Source organism: Jeotgalibaca sp. A122, from assembly GCF_052266715.1.
In the GTDB taxonomy this organism is placed as follows: Bacteria; Bacillota; Bacilli; order Lactobacillales; family Aerococcaceae; genus Jeotgalibaca.
In genome coordinates, this window is record NZ_JBQPRB010000016.1 from 1 (window position 1) to 19,206 (window position 19,206).

The window sequence follows — 19,206 nt, forward strand, 5'->3', positions numbered from 1 at the left end:
TTTGAGCCGAAGGCACTCCATTACAAGGAGGAAAAGCGCCGACAAGAAGAAAAAGAAAAAGCCAAAGCGAGTTAGTCTTCGCTTTGACTTTCATTTGGTCCACCAACACTATTTGACATAGAACCTTTTTTTATTAGTTCATTCGAATATCTTTAATTCCTTGATAACTATTGCGCTTCGCTAGTTCATTGTCAATCGCATTCAAAACTTCCCATTTTTTCAGACTCCACATTGGACCGATTAATGTTTCGCGAGGTGCATCCCCTGTCAATCGGTGAATAATGATATCTTTGGGAATAATCTCGAGTTGGTCACATACCAGGTTCACGTATTCATCTTTTTCAAGAAATTGCAAACGACCATGGTGGTAATCCCGAATCATTTTTGTATTCTTCATCAAATGCAGAAGGTGAAGTTTAACACCTTGAATGTCGGAATCCAAAATCATTCTTTTGGCACTTTCCATCATCATTTCATGCGTTTCACCCGGTAATCCGTTAATCAAATGCGTACACACGGGGATATTGTGCTTTCTTAGTTTAGCAACTGCATCCAAATACGTTTGATAATCATGCGCTCGATTGATCATCCGGCTGGTTTCTTCATGGATGGTTTGCAGCCCCAATTCAACCCACATATAATAGCGTTGGTTCAATTCCGCCAAGTATTCAATCGTCTCATCAGGCAAACAGTCCGGTCTAGTCGCAATCATGATGCCAACAACACCTTCTTCATTAACGACTTGTTCATAACGGTGACGAAGAACCTCCACGGGCGCATGTGTATTTGTAAAGTTTTGAAAATAAGCAATATATTTTTTTGTGTTTGGCCATTTCTCATGCATCCTATCAATGCCTTTACGCATTTGAACAGGTAGTGGATCTATGCGATTTTGAGCAAAATCTCCTGATCCGGATACCGTACAAAATGTGCAGCCACCATGTGCAACTGTACCATCCCGGTTTGGACAATCAAATCCACCATCCAAGGCAACCTTGAATACTTTTTCTCCAAAATGATTTTTTAAATGTGAATTCCATGTGTGATAACGTTTATTCTCTGCTTCCAAATTTTCCACCTCGTGAAAATTATAACATAGACTTTACCTACACGTAATCACAATTATTCATATTCAATAAAAGCATATTCATCGCCAACTTCACGTTCCAAAGCTTTTTGGTAAACCGCTCCCGCGACCGCCACGTCCATTGCACCTGTCCCGATAGGGATACATAATACAATCTCATCTGAGAAATCTGGCATCGTGCTTTTACCGACGGCTAATTCTCCTAATGTCGTGAAAATATCTTTCTCTGTGACTTTTCCTTCTCCGTGGAGGCGTTTCAAAGCACCACGATTGAGTGCTTGATAAGAATGGTCTACTACAATTTTATCAGCAGAAAGAATTAAGTCATCGTCGATTTCCTGGAATGAGCCCATTGGAAAGACAACCGTCCCTGGTTTAATCCATTCTCTCAATAAAATAGGTTCTTGGGCATTTGTAACAGTAATTAAAATATCAGCCTGGGCTGCTTTTTCCCCTTCTTCAGGGTTGCAAATGATAATATCACCGGAAACATACTCAGCCATGTCTTCAGCAAAGTTTTCAGCAGTCGAGCGACGATGGTTCCATACCCGTAATTCTGTAACCTCAAACATATCCGAAATAGCTTCTAATTGGAAGCGCGCTTGTTCGCCTGCGCCATACAAACCAACCGTTACTTTGTCTTTGAAACCTAAGCATTTCAAGGAAACAGCAGTTTGTGCACCGGTACGGAGGTTACTGATATGCGTGCCTTCCATAACAGCGATAAATTCGCCCATTTTCGGATCCATTAAAACAATAATGGCAGAAATAAATGGCAGTCCTGCTTTTTTACGTTCTCCTGCTGTTCCGCTCACCCATTTTAAACCGGCGATATCCGTATCCCCGATATAGGCAGGCATTGCATTTACAAATCCTTCATGGAATGGGTAGCCACCTGTTTCTCCGAGATCTAAAGTAACCTTTGGAGGGTTTACAACTGTCTCTTTACCAAAACCTTGAAAGGTCTTCTCTACTATTTTGTTGGCTTCAGACATCGTTATTAGGTCTTTGATCGTTCTCTCATTCAATAATTTGGCCATTTCATCCATCCTTTTCGTTTAATATCGTGAACATAAAAATTCCTCACTCCATCATATCATAAAGTGAGGAAACTCTGATTTTTAATTAGGACATTTTTAATGACTTTTTTACCAGTACTCGCGGACAGCTCCTGTTTCTCCTTGAATCGGATCCAGTTTGGGTAAAGGAGTACGCTCTATATTATTTTTTATATAATCGTAGTTTGGAGCATCTCCATATTGCATATCATGAATTTGATTGTCTGGGTATGCACCCACAATACTAAAGTCATCCGTTTGCTTTAATAATTTGTGTGAAACACCTGCCGGAATTAATACCACATCCCCTTTTGAAAAGGTGACGACATTTCCTTGTGGTCCCCCAAATTCTACTTCAGCTATTCCAGAGATACAGCCGAGTACCTCATGAGCATTTGAATGGAAATGATGACGCTTATATATGCCATTTACCCAACCATTGGTATATTTATTGTTTGCAAATAAATCAAGAACTTCGCTGCTATCACTAATGTCTCCCAGCACGTCTTTCAAGGCGCCTTGGTAATGCAATAATGGCAGATGGTTATTGGGGAAAGGATAATTTTCTTCAAAGTAGAGGGTATCAACTAACATAAATTGGCTCCTTTCAAAAAATCACAAATCCAAACTATCAAGGAAAGCCATATCTTCCGCTTCAATTTCAAAATCAATATCGGCATTTTCCAAAATGTACTTATCATGAACAGATTTAGGCAAGATAACCATCCCTTTTTGGACAGGATAACGATATGCCACTTGCGCAACAGTCTTGTTGTATTTATCAGCGATTTTTTGAATATCTTCGTTCTTAAGCAAGCTTCCTGTTCCTAATGAAGAATAAGCTTCAACTAAGATGCCATTTTCCTGGCAAAATGCGACAATTTCAGGTTGCGTATGGCCGATACTGAATCTAATTTGGTTAACAGCAGGTTTAACCCCTGTTGCTTCAATTAAATGCTCTAAATCATCTACGTTAAAGTTAGAAACCCCTAACGCACGAATAAGGCCTTGTTCCTTTGCTTCAGACATGGCACGCCATACTTCTATATTTTCTTTATAGAAATGGGGACGTGTCGGTTTATGGTTGAAGAATCGCCAAGGGGTTGGGCAATGAATTAACATCAAGTCAAGGTAATCTGTGTCCAGGTCTTCTAGTTGGTCATGTATATTTGCCATGGCCTCATTATAAGTCTTAGACTCACCCCGAACTTTGGAAGTAATAAAGATATCCTCGCGTTTAACACGGCTTGCCTTGATTCCTTCTCTAATCCCTTTAGCATTCGCATAACCATGTGCCGTATCGATATGGATATACCCGTTCTTTAATGCAAATTCAGTTGGATGAACAGCCTGCGGGGTAGATATTTGCCACGTTCCCAAAGCTATTTTAGGAATCAAGACTCCACCTTCTAATTCATATGTTTCATTTAAGATTGACATGTTTTTCCTTCTTTCTATTCATAATGTAAACGCTATATATTAATTATAGACTTTTTTGTTCTTTGCGCAAGAAAGTTCACCTAGAAATCATTTCGCCATGTAGCCTAACTGTAAACTTTAGCGGTTCCCGCAAAATCATAAAAATCATACTGAGATTAATAGGTCAAAAGGCGCCTAGTTCCGAAGTTTTGGACCGAAAAAGCGAGGCTGGGGTTTTGTCCCTGCCTCGCTTTGGATAGCCATCATTTAATTATTATCTTTAGTCGCAATTACTTCTATTTCGACCAGGCCGCCTGCCGGAAGGTCTTTCACTGCAAAAGCGCTTCTTGCAGGGTAAGGTTCATTAAAGTGCTTCGCATACACATGATTTACTTTGGCGAAATCTTCAATTTCAGTAAGTAACACAGTAACCTTGACGACATCTTCCAAGGTCAGGTTTTCTTCTGCCAATACAGCTTTGATATTTTTGAATGCTTGTTCCGTTTGCGCTTCGACGCCTTCTGCTAAAGCACCTTTCTCTTTATTCATGCCCAGTTGTCCCGACAGAAAAACGAGATCTCCAGTCACGATTGCATGGGAATAGGGTCCTAATGCATCGGGTGCATTATTGGCATCTAGTTTATACATACAATTCACTCCTTTTCAATTAACACTAATACTGCCGACTTTTAACTTCTACTGCTTTGTTAAGCCCACGTGCAACACTTTGAATCATCGGCATGGCACTTAAATCAATGTTACCGCCCGAAACGATTAAGCCAATTTTATCAGCTTTTGGCAAAGAGTCGTTATGAGCTAGTAAAGCTGCTAAAGAAGCAGCTCCTGCACCTTCAACTAAGGTCTTGTTACGTTCCAACATCCAAAGTACCGCATCAGCAATTTCTTCTTCGGTCACCGTTACAATATCATCAACATATTGTTTAACGACCGCATAGGTATTTTTCCCCGGTTCTTTTACAGCGATACCTTCCGCAATCGTATTGGCAGTTTCTAAGCGTTTAATCTCTCCTGTTTTAAAGGCGTGATGCATGGATGCAGCTTGTGCCGCTTCCACGCCAATTATTTTGATACTCGGTTTCATTTTCTTGGCAGTAAGGGCAACGCCACTGATTAAGCCCCCACCCCCGATTGGACAAATAATCATATCTAAATCGGGCTCTTGCTCAAGCATCTCTAAAGCGATTGTACCTTGTCCGGCCATGACATAAAAATCGTCGTATGGATGTACATAAGTAACATTATTTTCTTCATGGTATTTTTGCGCAGCATCGCCTGCCTCTTCATAGGAGTCGCCGACCAAAATAACTTTTGCCCCATATCCCGTGGCAGCGTTTATTTTAGCCTCTGGTGTCGTCTTTGGCATAAAGATTGTTGCACGTTCGCCAAGACGGTAAGCTGCCATAGCAACACCTTGCGCATGGTTGCCTGCACTGGAACTGACGACCCCTCGTTTTAATTCTTCTGTCGTCAAGCTATGAACTTTATAACTAGCTCCCCGTAGTTTGAATGACCCAGTTTTTTGCTGATTTTCCATTTTAAAGTAAACATGTCGGTCAACACGGTCATCTGTCATCGTGGAAGTGACCATGGGGGTTCGATGGGTTACGTATTCTTTTTTCAAATATTTCCAGGCGTCCTGCACCATTTCCAGCGTTAATTTTTCTTCCATACATATTTACCCCTTTTCTTTTTCGTTCCCAAAATAAAGGACCTATTTAGATTTAGTATCAAATCTAAACAGGTCTCATATTGCTGCAAATCTACCCATTTTGATGACACGTAGGCAATTGGGATTTTAAAATGAACGAGCATCTCATCGGATACAAACTTTCATTTTAATACCCTCATTTAAGACTATGATTGACGGTAATCCAGGGACGATTAGCTTCCCAACGAACAGTGATAGGAATATTATATGTTTTACTCAACAATTCATCGGTCAGAATATTTTCTTTTTTTCCTTGTGCAATGACATGTCCATCCTTTACTAGCAAAACATGGGAAATTGCATCGGTAATTTCTTCAATATAATGGGTAACATAGAGAAGGTGACAATGGTTTTTGGTAATCGTATCCATGATAGCCAAAACTCCTTCTCGCGCCAAGATATCCAAACCGGAACAGGGTTCATCCATAATCAATAAGTCTGGCTTGCTCATTAAGGCCCTAGCGATCAAAACCCGTCGTTTTTCTCCTTGGGACAAGTTTCGATACGCTTTACCACGAAGAGAAAGAATGCCTAGGCTGTCCAATAACTCGTCGACTCGTTTGCAATCCGATGAGACGATTTCCTGGTTCCCGTAAAGTCCTACCGTAGAAAATTTACCACTCAAAATAATGTTTTTAGTAGTCTGTTTATTGAAAGTTGAACCAAATTTTTCCAAAGCACTGCTCATATAACCGATTCTTTCCCGCATTTGGGGAATACTTGCCTTGCCAAAGACTGTATCCAATACTTTTACTTTTCCTGAAGTTGGGAAATTATAACCGGTAATGATGTTCAAGATGGATGTTTTCCCGGAGCCATTCAGGCCCAGTATAGCCCATTGTTCACCGGGATTAATCTTCCAATTGATATCTTCCAAAATCGGTTGTCCTTGTCTGGTCCAATATACCTGCTCTAAAGCAATCAAGGGTTCCATAGGCACTGAATTAATCTACTAGAGAGTCGCCGATAAATGGCATCAAGCCACGCAATTCCTTACCTACGGCAGTGATTGGGTGCTCTGTTTCATTACGTTTGATTGCGTTGAATTTCGGACGACCAGCTTGGTTTTCCAAAATCCAATCTTTGGCAAATTCACCAGTTTGAATATCTTTCAATACCGCACGCATATTTTCTTTTGTTTGATCAGTGATAATGCGTGGTGCTGTAACGTAATCGCCCCACTCAGCTGTATCGGAAATAGAATAACGCATGTTTTCCAATCCGCCTTCATAGATTAAGTCAACGATAAGTTTCATTTCATGCAACACTTCGAAATAAGCACTTTCCGGTGCGTAACCCGCCTCAGTCAACACTTCAAAACCTGCTTTGATCAAACCGGATACACCACCACAAAGAACAGCTTGTTCACCAAACAGGTCAGTTTCTGTTTCTTCACGGAAAGTAGTTTCCAAAATACCAGCGCGTCCGCCACCAACACCACCTGCATAAGCCATACCCAACGCTTTAGCGTTTCCAGTACCGTCTTGGTAAACACCTACTAATGCTGGAACACCCGCTCCTTCTTCATAGGTACGACGTACAAGATGTCCAGGTCCTTTTGGTGCCACCAAGAACACGTCTACGTCAGCAGGTGGAACAATTTGGCCGTAATGAATGTTGAAGCCATGGGCGAATACCAAAGCATTTCCTGCTTCCAAGTTATCTTTAATTTCAGCTTCGTAAACCGCTTTTTGGTTTTCGTCTGGAAGCAAAATCATTACCAAGTCAGCTTCTTTAGTCGCTTCAGCTACAGATTTCACATCAAAACCATCTTCTTTTGCACGGTCAAATGATTTACCTTCACGTAAACCAACTACAACTTTGTGCCCGCTATCGCGTAGGTTTTGCGCATGCGCATGTCCTTGGGAACCATAACCAATAATTGCGATTGTTTTACCTTCCAATAATGTTTGATCTACGTCTTTGTCATAAAATACTTGTGCCATTTTCCAATTCCTCTTTTCTTTTATTTAATGCTTTGTATATGCAAATGCTTATTTATTCCGTCCTCGCGGAAAAGCAGTGATGCCGGTGCGTGATAATTCTTTGATGCCGTATGGTGATAAGAGGTCAATGATAGCATCGACTTTATCGGTTTTTCCTGTAGCTTCGATTGTGATTGAATTTTTTGCTACATCAAGCACACGAGCGCGGAAAGGATTGATAATCCCATATATTTCGTGTCTATTCGTCGGGTTTGTCGCTATTTTTATTAAAGCTAATTCCCGAGCCACGATTTGTAAATCCGTGATATCCATTACTTTGATAACATCGATTTGTTTATTCAATTGTTTGATGATCTGTTCTGCCTGTACAGGTGTATTGATATCCACTTCGAATGTCATTTTGGAAATATATGGCATTTCTGAAGCCCCCACAGTGATGCTGGAGATGTTGAAGCCTCTCTTAGAAAGCAAGCCTGTTACTCGGTTTAAAACGCCACTGGAATCTTTTACTGTTGCTGTAATTATTCTTCGCATGGTGGCTTCACTCCTATCATTTCATCATTCCCTTTGCCAGCAGGTACCATCGGAAAGACTTTTTCTTTATGCGTAACACGCGCATCAATCAAGATAGGTCCATCAAATGCCAGTGCCTCTTTGATGAGGGATGGAACTTCTGATTCTTTCGAAACGCGATATCCTTTAATACCATAGCTATCAGCCAACTTCACGAAGTCAGGATTCCGGCCATTCGTCAAAAGTGATTCGGAATAGCGCTCTTCATAAATGATTTCTTGCCATTGGCGAACCATTCCCAAAGCCTCATTATTAACGATGATAACTTTAACAGGTAAGTTGTAATCCCTGATAGTTGCCAATTCCTGACTCGTCATCTGAATACCGCCATCACCTAGCAAAGCAATAACCGTCTCGTTAGGGCGTCCGACTTGGGCTCCGATAGCAGCAGGAAGTCCAAATCCCATTGTTCCCAACCCACCAGACGTAACAAAATTATGTGGTTTGTCGTATTTATAAAATTGTCCTGCCCACATTTGGTGTTGTCCAACATCTGTTACTACAATAGCATCACCATTGGTAGCATGATAAATCTCTTCGATTAGCCATTGCGGTGAGATAGTTTCACTGTTTCTTTGGTACCATAACGGGTAATTTGTTTTGTTTGTTTGAGTCATTTCGGCCCAATCACTAATATCTGTTTGCTCAACTTCTCCTTCCAGCAATTTCAACAGCGCCTCTTTTGCATCTGCAACAATTGGGTATTTCGTTGTAATGTTTTTACCGATTTCTGCAGAGTCCACGTCTATATGTGCGACTGTGGCATGGGGTGCAAATTTATCCAAATTGCCAGTTAGGCGATCATCAAAACGTGAACCGATATTAATCAGTAAATCGCATTCCTGAATGGCTATGTTAGCCGCATAGCTACCATGCATACCACCCATTCCCAATGATTGGATATGCGTTTCAGGAAAAGCACCCAGTCCTTGTAATGTTGTTACGACAGGTAAGTTATACTTTTCTGCAAAAGCTTTTAATTCATTGCTGGCATCGGCAAATTTAACGCCAGCTCCCACAAGTAACAAAGGACGCTCTGCATGAGCTAATGCTGCCAATAACCTTTGAATTTGTAATTGATTGGGATAGATGGATGGCTGGTAACCAGGCAAATAAAAATCTGATTCGTATATTTCGCCATTAGAAATAGCTTCTGAAATATTTTTTGGTAAATCCACTACTACAGGACCTTTTCTTCCTGTGGTTGCAATGTGAAATGCCTCTTTTACAATCCGGGGCAAATCTTTCAAATCCTTAACTTGATAATTATGTTTCGTGATTGGTGTCGTTAAACCAATTAAATCCGCTTCCTGGAAAGCATCAGACCCAATAAGTGCAGAGGATACCTGTCCAGTAAAGATGACGATAGGTAATGAATCAATCATCGCATCCGCGATACCGGTTAACAGGTTTGTCCCGCCTGGACCAGAAGTGGCAATGACTACACCTGGTTTTCCCGTAACCCGGGCATACCCTTCCGCGCCGTGTATCAACCCTTGCTCATGACGACACATGATATGTTTGAAATCTGGTTTTTGCCGATGAAGAGCGTCATAAATAGGTAATACCGAACCTCCCGGATAACCGAAGACTACTTCTACTCCCGCATCGACTAACGTTTGGACAAATAAATCTGCGCCATTTTTCTTTCTTTTGTTTGGGCTAACCGCTTCTGTTTGCATGTTTCTGCCTCCTTGTTTTTACTACTACTCGTTTATTTTCATCCGTAATATGGGGTTACATTAAATTAAAAAGGACCTGTTGGATTTATAATAAATCCAACAGGTCCTTTTAAGTCATAAACTTAGGATGATGATGATACCGTTCGCCTGATTAGATTTATATCATCTATTCAGGCATGGAAATTAATCAGCACTCAATAGATACAAACTTTCGTTCAAAGTGTTTGTATCTACTAAAAAAAGATACAAACACTATCTAATGACGCTGACTAATAAGTTTTGAGTTGAAAAATTGTATCCCATCATGAAAATTCGCTCCTTGAGTCTAATTTATTTTTAATGTTGCTATAATGATAATCTAATTAAACGTCAGAGTCAACGTTTATTTTCAGATTTATTCCAAAAATCGGTTATTGCACCTTCGGAAGCACTTGAAACAAGATGTGCGTATTTACCTAATGCCCCGCGTGTATGCAGTGGTGGAATAACAACTTTTTCGCGTCGTTTAGTTAATTCCTCATCACTTACCTTCATAGTCAATTCTTTGGTGTCTTGATCGATAATAACACTATCCCCAGTTTGGAGTAACGCAATCGGTCCACCGTCTTGGGCTTCCGGTGCAATATGACCCACCACAAGTCCGTACGTTCCTCCCGAGAAGCGTCCATCAGTTAACAATGCAACTGTTTCACCTTGGCCTTTACCAACAATGATACTGGATAATGACAGCATTTCAGGCATACCCGGTCCGCCTTTAGGTCCTACAAACCGAACTACAACAACGTCTCCATCCACTACCTCGTCTGCCATTACAGCAGCTACAGCTTCTTCTTCAGTATTGAATACTTTGGCAGGTCCCTCATGGCGACGAACCTTCACCCCGGATACTTTCGCAACAGCTCCTTCTGGTGCTAAGTTTCCATGTAGAACAATCAACGGCCCGTCTTTACGCTTAGGATTTTCCAACGGCATGATTACTTTTTGACCTTCTTTGAGTGAGTCAACCTCTGCTAAATTCTCAGCTATTGTTTTTCCGGTAACAGTCAGGCAATCTCCATGAATATAACCATTCTCATATAAATATTTCATTACCGCTGAGACTCCACCAACTTCATATAAATCTTGGAAGACATATTGTCCACTTGGTTTTAAGTCCGCTAAATGAGGAACTTTTTCCTGGAAATCGTTGAAATCATCCAAAGTCAAGTCAACATTAGCTGCGTGAGCCATTGCCATCAAATGCAAAATGGCATTAGTCGATCCTCCAAGAGCCATTACGACCGTAATGGCATTTTCGAAAGCTTTACGTGTCATAATATCTTTCGGGTAGATTCCTTTCTCCAACAAGTTCAAAACCGCTTTGCCGGCTTCTTCTACATCGCGCAATTTGGCTTCTGTAGTTGCAGGGTTCGAGGATGAGCCTGGAAGACTCATTCCCATCGCTTCAATAGCCGATGCCATCGTATTCGCAGTGTACATACCACCACAGCCACCTGGTCCGGGACAGGCATTACACTCGATTCGGCGAACCTCTTCTGCAGTCATATCGTTATGATTCCATTTTCCGATTGCCTCAAAAACAGAGACTAAATCGATATCTTTTCCATCTAATTTTCCAGGCGCAATCGTACCTCCATAGACAAAAATTGCAGGTATTTCTGTATTTGCAATTGCAATCATACAGCCAGGCATATTTTTATCACATCCGCCAATTGCTACAAATGCATCACAATTTTGTCCTGCAATTGCTGTCTCAACTGAGTCGGCAATAATATCTCGTGACGGTAAGGAATAACGCATTCCAGGCGTCCCCATTGCAATTCCATCTGCAACAGTTATTGTCCCAAATTGTACAGGCCAAGCACCTGAAGAGGTAATCCCTTTTTTAGCCACCCTTCCTAAATCATGCAAATGCATATTGCATGGGGTGTTTTCAGCCCAGGTACTAATTACTCCGACAATAGGTTGTTTAAATTCTTCATCTCCCATGCCCGTTGCGCGTAGCATGGCACGATTTGGTGATTTTACCATACTGTCATAAACTTGACTTCTGATGCGGATATCCTTTTTTGGTTGTTCCGATGTCATTTTTATTTCCCCTTTTCATAACCGGTTATAATAATATTAAAGTTTTGGAATTTAATAATGTTATTCTAGCAGAAATAATTAAATATTCTATAGAAAAATTAAAATATTATTAAAAACAACTTGAAAATATTAGTTTTTCATGGAAAAATAGGGATATTGAGCTGTATGATTGCTGAAAGGAAGTATTTTATGAGAGATGATATAAAGTTAAATGACCGAGCTGCACATTTGGCGGATCAATTAGTGAAAAAACTTGAATCCATTCATGATTCGGAAATTGGTTTAGATATTTATAATCTTGGCCTTATATATGAGATTAACTTGGATGCACAAGAGCATTGCACCGTTGTGCTGACTTTTACTGGCATTGGATGCGAATGTGTTGAAACAGTACCAGGTGAAATTTCCGAAAAACTTATGCAAATTGCCGGTATTATGAATGTGACTGTTGAAATCGTGTGGTCACCAGCATGGAAAATGACTCGAATTAGTCGTTTTGGAAGAATTGCATTGGGTGTGAATCCAAACTAGAGACTTGAAATAAATATCAAAAAAAGCCTAACCCCCGTTATGGGGAGGTAGGCTTATAAACGTTCAGTTTAATTATTTTCATTGAATTGTAAAGGAATATCCAGACTATCTGGTTCCTTCGAAGTAGCAAGTACTAGAACAGCCAACATCACGATCGCTATGCCGAGCATTTCAAATATGCCAAAGACTTGCTTAAAGACAACAACAGAAAGAACTGCAGCTAAAAGCGGCTCTAAAGCCGTCATGATACTTGCTAATGAAGGAGAAATGTAGCGTAAGCTAGCAAAATAGGCGATAAAACTCAAAGATGTACCAAAAACTATAATTAATAATAATAAAATGATACTATGTATCGTAACCTGGAATCCAGGCTGCCAAACGGGATGAACAAACTGAAACAATACGCCACCAAATACCATACCCCAACCCACGATGACTGTCGATCCAAATTCTTCCAGTAACGAACGTGGCTGGATGGAGTAGAATGTCACTGCCAGTGCTGAGCCAATTCCAATTATTAATCCCATTGGAGATATGCTCATTTTGTTTAAGTCACCATTCGTAACAATTAACAAAACACCAAAGAAAGTGAGAAAAACCAGTATTATTTCTTTTATCGCAGCTTGTTTTTCACCCGTAAAAACCATATAAGCATAAACAAATATCGGCGCAGAAAATTGCAATATTGTCGCAGTAGATGCGTTTGATAACTCTATCCCTTTATAAAACAAATATTGAACTCCAATCATGCCAAATAAAGAAAAGAACAATAACTTTAGAGTCGTTTGCCATTTAGAAAATGGCATCAAAATATTTTCCTTTTGGATAAAATGACTATAGGCTAAAATCATAATTCCGGAAAATAACAGGCGTGTGCCTACCAACCATTCAGAAGACACAGTATATTGGGTAAAGAGAGATTGCGCAAAAATACCTGAAATCCCCCACATGCTTCCGCCAAAAGCGGCCAGTAAAATACCTTTAATTCGATTATTCAATTTTCCACCTCACTAATAAAATAACTGTCCTATGGTATAATTATTTTAGTAATTTGACAAGGGGGATTTCATGAATTCTAAAGAAAAATCTCGTGATATATTGGAACAAATTATTGCCATTTATCCCGATGTAAAAACAATCCTGAATTATTCTAATAATTTCGAGCTTTTAATCGCCGTTATGTTGAGCGCTCAAACGACAGATATCGCTGTGAATAAGGTGACCGGGGCACTGTTTGAACGTTTTCCAACCCCCACTGCTTTCGCCAATTCTTCTCCAGCAGAAATAGAACCTTATATTAAATCCATCGGTTTGTACCGCAATAAGGCCAAACATATCTATACATGCAGCAACCAGTTAATGGCTCATTTTAACGGTGAAGTACCAAATAATCGCAAAGATTTGGAATCCTTGGCCGGGGTGGGCAGAAAAACAGCCAATGTAATACTGAGCGTTGGTTTTGGGATACCCGCCTTTCCTGTGGACACACATGTTTCGAGGGTTTGCAAGCATCATGATATCGTTCCGCAAAATGCCACACCACTTGAAATCGAAAAAATAGTGACAGATATTTTGCCAAAAGAGTTGTGGAACCAGGCCCATCATTCCATTATCTTTTTTGGGCGCAACATTTGCTCGCCCCGTAACCCAAAATGCCACGAATATTTGCATTAAAAAACTTCCCAGAATGATTTCTGGGAAGTTTTTTAAAATTATCTGTGTTCTGCCAATACCCGACTTAAGAAATTTTTTGTTCGTTCTTCTTTAGGGTTATTGAAAATATCATCTGGTGATCCTTCTTCGGCAATGACACCCTGGTCCATAAAGATGACATGGTCGGCAACTTCACGTGCGAACTGCATCTCGTGGGTCACAACAACCATCGTCAATCCGCTATCAGCCAATTGATTCATGACCCGCAACACTTCCCCGACCGTTTCTGGGTCCAGGGCAGATGTTGGTTCATCAAACAACAGTAAGTCTGGTTCCATTGCCAACGCCCGTGCAATCGCAACCCGCTGTTTTTGACCACCCGATAATTGAGCCGGTCGGGCATGAATATAGGATTCCATACCAACTTCTTCCAAGAAATGAATAGCTCGTTTCTTTGCCTCTTCCTTATCTGTTTTTAAAACGTTGATTTGGCCGGTTGTACAATTTGTTAAAACATCCAGATTGTTGAATAAATTGAATTGCTGGAATACCATGCCGACTTTAGAACGATAATGGAACAGGTTCAGACTTGGATCCAACACGTTTTGATCCCGATAATGAATTTCTCCAGTTGTAGGTTTTTCCAACAGATTTAAACAACGCAGTAACGTTGATTTACCGGAACCAGATGAACCGATCAAGCAGATTACCTTTCCTTCTTGTACGTCAAAACTGATGTCTTTTAAAACTTCTCGGTCACCGAATTTTTTGCTGAGATTCTTGATGCTTAAGACTGTTCCCAATCAGCCCACCCCCTTATTTTGTTTAGGAGACTGGATTTGGTTTGGATTACCACCCACGAGTTGGTAATTCTCTGCCCCATCAAGTTTACGCTCAAAGCGGCGCAAGATACGGGTAATAGTCAGAGTCATAATCAAATACATAATACTTGCCACCGTGTAAGGACCAAAGTAGTCAAAATTGATTCCCGCAACTGTTTTAGTTTGAAAGAATAACTCTGTAACAGAGATAACGTTCAAGACAGAAGTGTCCTTAATATTGATTACGAATTCATTGCCTGTTGCCGGCAAGACATTTCGCCATACTTGGGGAATAACCACAACACGCATAGTTTGCCAATGGGACATGCCAATAGCAGCTGCTCCTTCAAATTGACCTTTATCGATTGAGACAATACCTCCACGTACTATTTCAGTCATGTAAGCACCTGTATTGATTGAAACAATGAAAATCGCTGCACTTGTACGATTAAGGTCCCAACCGAATACTAAAGCAGATCCATAATAAATGACCATTGCCTGAACAATCATTGGTGTTCCACGGAAAAGCTCAATATAACACGTTGATATAAAATGTATCAACTTTAAAAAGTAACGTTTAATTCCTTTATCAGGTTGCGGTATTGTACGGACGATACCCAGTACCATTCCAATTACTACTCCAATTACGGTTCCGATCATTGAAATGTAAATCGTCACCCAGGCTCCTCTTAGAAAAAGAGGCGCATTATTTATAAATATGTCCCATAAATGGCCCACTAATTTTTCACTCCCATATCTTACTGCGCAGCCGGTTGATTCAAGATTGCTTCTTCCATCAGGCTTTGTTGCTCTTCTGCAGAAATTGTTGCCAAAATACTATTTATTTCTTCTAATTGGGCTTCGTCTTTTCGAACCCCGATTGCAATTGTTGTATCTTCCGGATTCGTTTCAAAACCATCTTCAAATTCAATATAGGTAAAATCTTCGTTTGCATTGGAAGCACTGATTGCTTCTGGTAGTTCAGATACATAACCATCAATTACACCTGATTGCAATGCCACCCGCATAGCAGAAAAATTCTCCATCGCCGATTGTTTTTCAACACCTTCAATCTGATCAATCATATTATAGTGGAACGTGTTCAACTGGGCTGTTATTTGCGCCCCAGAAAAATCAGCCAATGATGTAGCATCTACATAATCCCCATCGGCTGCAACCACCATTACCAATTGCGATTCCAAATAAGGGATACTAAAGTCGATTGTCTGTTTTCTTTCTTCTGTAGGGGACATTCCGGCAATAATTACATCAATTTTTTTCGATTGAAGTGCTGGCACCAAACCGTCCCATTCCGTTTTTACGATAACGAGTTCCTGACCGAGGCCATCGGCAATTTTTTTGGCGATTTCAACATCATATCCCCCAGCATATTCTTGGGAATCTGATATTTGGACAGCGCCATTAGCGTCGCCTGTCTGGGTCCAGTTATAAGGGGCATACGCAGCTTCCATGCCTACTACAAATTGCTCATTTTCGGTGCCTTCGGACGTTGTTTCATTTCCTTCAGAGCCACATGCAGCTAACACCAATGCTGAACCAAATACTAAACTTAATAATCTTAATCCTTTTTTCATTGTTATTCCGCTCCTCTTATAAAAAATACAAACAAAAAAACCGTGAGCAAAAGGCTCACGGTTTACCGTCCTTTTGCCCCAATATGAACAGCGCATCGATGAATATAATTGGGCATTATATTCTGACAGTATCATACTTATTCAGCATGACCCCAGCATCTTACTAAGATACTTCGGCGAATTCCCCTTTCGTGACCTACTGATGGTTTTCGCGACCTCTAGTTCATATTGTTCTTTGTTATGCCAGTAACTATAGCGTAAATTATTTTTAATGTCAACTAATCGTATCATTTAATTCTAATAATTGATTAATTAGCCTACCTTCCATTATAATAAAATCACGAGATGGAGGGATATGCTATGATACCAAAAATTATCCATTACTGTTGGTTTGGAGGCAACCAGATGGGTGAGCAAACCAAAGAAATGATGGCTACATGGAAAAAGTACTGTCCTGATTATGAAATAATAATCTGGAATGAAGATACTTTTGATGTACATAACATGGGGGACTATGTAAAAGAGGCATATTTAGAAGGTAAATGGGCTTTTGTTTCGGATGTGGCACGTCTATATGCACTGAAAGAATACGGTGGCATTTATATGGATACAGATGTCGAAGTTATTAAACCTCTTGACCCACTTCTGAAGCATGATGCTTTTATGGGATTCGAAATTGAGACAACAATTTCTACTGCCTTAATTGCAACCGTTCCCCACCACCCTACTTTTGAGCTTCTTTTTTCTGATTATGAGAATCGACATTTTAAGAATCCCGATGGAACCCTAGATGAAAAAACAAACGTTAATCGGATCACCGAAATTTTTCAGGAGAACGGTTTGGAATTAAATAATGAATACCAGGAAATTATGAATGTTGCTATTTATCCCCGTGTTTATTTTTCGCCAAAGAGTTATTGGACCCGAGAAATCAACGATACTAAAGACACTTATGCCATTCATCATTATTCTGGTTCCTGGTTGTAAAAAAGCTATGTTGTCCCAAAAATGGGGCAGCATAGCTTTTTCTTTACATATAATCTTTTCGCTTCAACCAAAGGAAAGTAACAACACTGATTAAAATTGATAGGCCAATCAAAAAAATAAATGCTAATGGATGTTTCTCAATGGGCAAAAATACATTCATTCCCCAGAAAGATCCAATAATGGTTGGTATCGTCAATACAATACTAAATGAAGTCAAAAACTTCATAATATTATTCAGGTTGTTTGAAATAACACTGGAAAAGACTTCACTTAAGTGATCGATCATTTCCGCTGATTCTTTAACCATTATTGAAGCTTGATGTGAGATGACCTTGATATCATGCAATAATGTTTTACCCTTGGCATCCTCTGAATAAATGTCACGATCCATTAAATTTTTTATGATACGATGGTTCTCCAAAATTCCTGTTTCAAAGTAAACCAGGTTCTTGTGTATAGCAATCAACTTGTAAAATGCTTCATTCCTAGTCGTATCAACGATATTTTGTTCCATGTCATCAATCGTTTTATCAATATCGGATATTTTTTCCAAGTAGGAATCAGTCAATTCCCATAATATATCCAAAACAATATGTGAGCCGTACCAATCTTTGTCTAACTGGTTAGTGTAAACCCTCTCCAAGAAAGGAACATCACTTGAACAAACCGTTATGATTTTGTTATGGATAAGAATAATGGCTAACGGTAAAGTCTCGTATGAACGGTAGGTATCAAATGCTTCTTTGGTGTGAGGATACAAAACTAATAATAATAAAATCTTATCACCAAACTTCGTCTCTGCTACTTCTTGGCGAGGTACTTCATAATAATCAAACGCATCTGTTATGAAATCTTGAGGTATACCCAACTCATCAGTTAAAAAATGGATTTCATCCTCAAGGGGGCTTTCAAAATGCAACCATTGAGCATTTTTATAATCTGAAATTTCTTGGTAAAGATTGTCTTCTCCAATAATAAAACTCTTCATGATTCCCACCCTATCATTGTTATTTGCTTTGAGTATATCACAAAAAAGTACCCGTCTCATGACAGGTACTTTTAACGGCTTCCGAAAGAAGTCTCCCGCTTCTAAACGTTTGGGTGCGTGGCACCAGTGAAAGCGGGAGCTGAATTTCGGTTCCCCCAATGGGGAACAATAGTTCCTATTTACGTCAATAAAAATCGATTTAAGACGAAGGCATGTTATATAATATCCTTATAATCAAGGAAGGAGGAAATTTTATGTACCACGGAAAACGATTGTTGATTCGAAATCAAGCGAAGCTGAAACCGGCATTGGATACCTGCAACAAAGCTTCCGCTGAAGTGTGGAACCTGTGCTTGCGGAAGTCCAAGGCACATCATCTTGCCACCGGCAAGTGGATAGGCAAGACGCAACTGCAAATCGAAACCAAGCAAACGGTCGCATTGCATAGTCAAAGCATCCAAGCCGTCGCCCACAAATACCTGAACGCCCGTCTGGCGGCGAAGGAAGCCAAAACCGCAGGGCGCAAGGATGTCCGTTACCCCTACAAGGAGAAGTTTTTCTTCAACACCAAATGGGTCGGACAGGCTTTTTCCATAGAAGTTAATGTCGTCACCCTTTCATTGGGCATCCGCAACGGCAAACGCCAACCGCCACTGAAGTTGCGGGTATCCGGATTAGACGGCATTCCTGTCGAAACCATCAAGGAAGTGGAGTTATGCCACGACACCCATTATTATTTGTCCGTTACTTACGACGATGGGTTAGAAAATCCGCCCTTGGGGCAACAACAGGCGGCTTCTGTTGACTTGGGCGAAATCCACAGTATTGCTTCCTTTGCGGAAGACGGTTCTTCCGTCCTGATTAGCAGACGCAAGGCACGCAGTATCCACCAATTGCGCAACAAGAAGCTGGCTGAACTGCAAGGGCTGCAGTCGAAGTGCAAGAAAGGCTCGCGCCAGTGGAAGAAATACCAAAAAGCCAAAAACTTCGTCCGCACCAAGAGCGCCCGCCAGCTGCAGGATGCCCTGCATAAGACAACCAAAAACTTT

18 protein-coding genes, 1 pseudogene and 1 riboswitch are annotated in these 19,206 nt (G+C 40.4%); of the genes and pseudogenes, 4 read left to right on the forward strand and 15 right to left on the reverse strand.

Features of this window, described 5'->3' with window-relative positions:
• Positions 1 to 133: 133 nt before the first annotated feature.
• The 11 genes from ACTU7M_RS11230 to ilvD all read right to left on the reverse strand — a co-directional run bounded on the left by ACTU7M_RS11230 (position 134) and on the right by ilvD (position 11,582).
• Positions 134 to 1,069, reverse strand: a complete 936-nt coding sequence (locus ACTU7M_RS11230) for a TIGR01212 family radical SAM protein (RefSeq protein WP_443474489.1) — start codon at positions 1,067 to 1,069, stop codon at positions 134 to 136.
• A 53-nt stretch (positions 1,070 to 1,122) separates the two neighbouring features.
• Positions 1,123 to 2,127 (reverse strand): ornithine cyclodeaminase family protein, encoded by a 1,005-nt coding sequence (locus ACTU7M_RS11235; RefSeq protein WP_443474490.1) that lies wholly within the window; start codon positions 2,125 to 2,127, stop codon positions 1,123 to 1,125.
• A gap of 108 nt (positions 2,128 to 2,235) precedes the next feature.
• The gene (locus ACTU7M_RS11240) at positions 2,236 to 2,739 is read right to left on the reverse strand and encodes a cupin domain-containing protein (protein ID WP_443474491.1); all 504 of its coding nucleotides are present in this window, start codon (positions 2,737 to 2,739) and stop codon (positions 2,236 to 2,238) included.
• A gap of 21 nt (positions 2,740 to 2,760) precedes the next feature.
• Entirely contained in the window at positions 2,761 to 3,585 is an 825-nt protein-coding gene (locus ACTU7M_RS11245; RefSeq protein WP_443474492.1) for an aldo/keto reductase family protein, read from the reverse strand.
• 246 nt (positions 3,586 to 3,831) lie between these two features.
• A complete protein-coding gene (locus ACTU7M_RS11250; RefSeq protein WP_443474493.1) occupies positions 3,832 to 4,212 on the reverse strand; it encodes a RidA family protein in 381 nt (126 codons plus the stop codon).
• Positions 4,213 to 4,237: 25 nt separating this feature from the next.
• A complete protein-coding gene (gene ilvA, locus ACTU7M_RS11255) occupies positions 4,238 to 5,254 on the reverse strand; it encodes a threonine ammonia-lyase (RefSeq protein WP_443474494.1) in 1,017 nt (338 codons plus the stop codon).
• Between the two features lie 175 nt (positions 5,255 to 5,429).
• Positions 5,430 to 6,227 carry an ABC transporter ATP-binding protein gene (locus tag ACTU7M_RS11260; RefSeq protein ID WP_443474506.1) on the reverse strand — a complete coding sequence of 266 codons (798 nt, stop codon included), beginning with the start codon at positions 6,225 to 6,227 and terminating at the stop codon, positions 5,430 to 5,432.
• Positions 6,228 to 6,237: 10 nt separating this feature from the next.
• Positions 6,238 to 7,239, reverse strand: a complete 1,002-nt coding sequence (ilvC, locus tag ACTU7M_RS11265) for a ketol-acid reductoisomerase (protein ID WP_443474495.1) — start codon at positions 7,237 to 7,239, stop codon at positions 6,238 to 6,240.
• A gap of 48 nt (positions 7,240 to 7,287) precedes the next feature.
• On the reverse strand, positions 7,288 to 7,773 hold the full coding sequence (gene ilvN, locus ACTU7M_RS11270; protein ID WP_443474496.1) for an acetolactate synthase small subunit: 486 nt from the start codon (positions 7,771 to 7,773) through the stop codon (positions 7,288 to 7,290).
• Entirely contained in the window at positions 7,761 to 9,494 is a 1,734-nt protein-coding gene (gene ilvB, locus ACTU7M_RS11275; RefSeq protein ID WP_443474497.1) for a biosynthetic-type acetolactate synthase large subunit, read from the reverse strand. The genes ilvN and ilvB overlap by 13 nt, the downstream gene beginning before the upstream one ends.
• Before the next feature lie 375 nt (positions 9,495 to 9,869).
• On the reverse strand, positions 9,870 to 11,582 hold the full coding sequence (gene ilvD / locus ACTU7M_RS11280) for a dihydroxy-acid dehydratase (protein WP_443474498.1): 1,713 nt from the start codon (positions 11,580 to 11,582) through the stop codon (positions 9,870 to 9,872).
• A gap of 189 nt (positions 11,583 to 11,771) precedes the next feature.
• On the opposite strand from ilvD, the gene ACTU7M_RS11285 reads away from it, so the two are divergent.
• Positions 11,772 to 12,113 carry a metal-sulfur cluster assembly factor gene (locus ACTU7M_RS11285; protein WP_443474499.1) on the forward strand — a complete coding sequence of 114 codons (342 nt, stop codon included), beginning with the start codon at positions 11,772 to 11,774 and terminating at the stop codon, positions 12,111 to 12,113.
• 68 nt (positions 12,114 to 12,181) lie between these two features.
• On the opposite strand, the gene ACTU7M_RS11290 is transcribed toward ACTU7M_RS11285, so the two are convergent.
• Complete coding sequence (locus ACTU7M_RS11290; protein ID WP_443474500.1) at positions 12,182 to 13,111, reverse strand: DMT family transporter; 930 nt, start codon at positions 13,109 to 13,111, stop codon at positions 12,182 to 12,184.
• Between the two features lie 70 nt (positions 13,112 to 13,181).
• Here ACTU7M_RS11290 and nth point away from each other — a divergent pair, with 70 nt between their 5' ends.
• Entirely contained in the window at positions 13,182 to 13,787 is a 606-nt protein-coding gene (gene nth, locus ACTU7M_RS11295; RefSeq protein ID WP_443474501.1) for an endonuclease III, read from the forward strand.
• 38 nt (positions 13,788 to 13,825) lie between these two features.
• Here nth and ACTU7M_RS11300 read toward each other — a convergent pair whose 3' ends face one another.
• Together ACTU7M_RS11300 and ACTU7M_RS11305 are read right to left on the reverse strand one after the other, a co-directional pair.
• On the reverse strand, positions 13,826 to 14,569 hold the full coding sequence (locus ACTU7M_RS11300) for an amino acid ABC transporter ATP-binding protein (protein WP_443474502.1): 744 nt from the start codon (positions 14,567 to 14,569) through the stop codon (positions 13,826 to 13,828).
• Positions 14,570 to 16,182 (reverse strand): annotated as a pseudogene (locus ACTU7M_RS11305) (ABC transporter substrate-binding protein/permease).
• 80 nt (positions 16,183 to 16,262) lie between these two features.
• Positions 16,263 to 16,412, reverse strand: a riboswitch (Lysine riboswitch).
• A 130-nt stretch (positions 16,413 to 16,542) separates the two neighbouring features.
• On the opposite strand from ACTU7M_RS11305, the gene ACTU7M_RS11310 reads away from it, so the two are divergent.
• Positions 16,543 to 17,169 (forward strand): glycosyltransferase family 32 protein, encoded by a 627-nt coding sequence (locus ACTU7M_RS11310; RefSeq protein WP_443474503.1) that lies wholly within the window; start codon positions 16,543 to 16,545, stop codon positions 17,167 to 17,169.
• 43 nt (positions 17,170 to 17,212) lie between these two features.
• Here the strand turns inward: ACTU7M_RS11310 and ACTU7M_RS11315 are convergent, their stop codons facing one another.
• Positions 17,213 to 18,157 (reverse strand): magnesium transporter CorA family protein, encoded by a 945-nt coding sequence (locus ACTU7M_RS11315; RefSeq protein WP_443474504.1) that lies wholly within the window; start codon positions 18,155 to 18,157, stop codon positions 17,213 to 17,215.
• A 254-nt stretch (positions 18,158 to 18,411) separates the two neighbouring features.
• Between ACTU7M_RS11315 and ACTU7M_RS11320 the strand changes: the two genes are divergently transcribed.
• On the forward strand, positions 18,412 to 19,206 hold a 795-nt coding region (locus ACTU7M_RS11320; RefSeq protein ID WP_443474505.1), incomplete at its 3' end, for a transposase.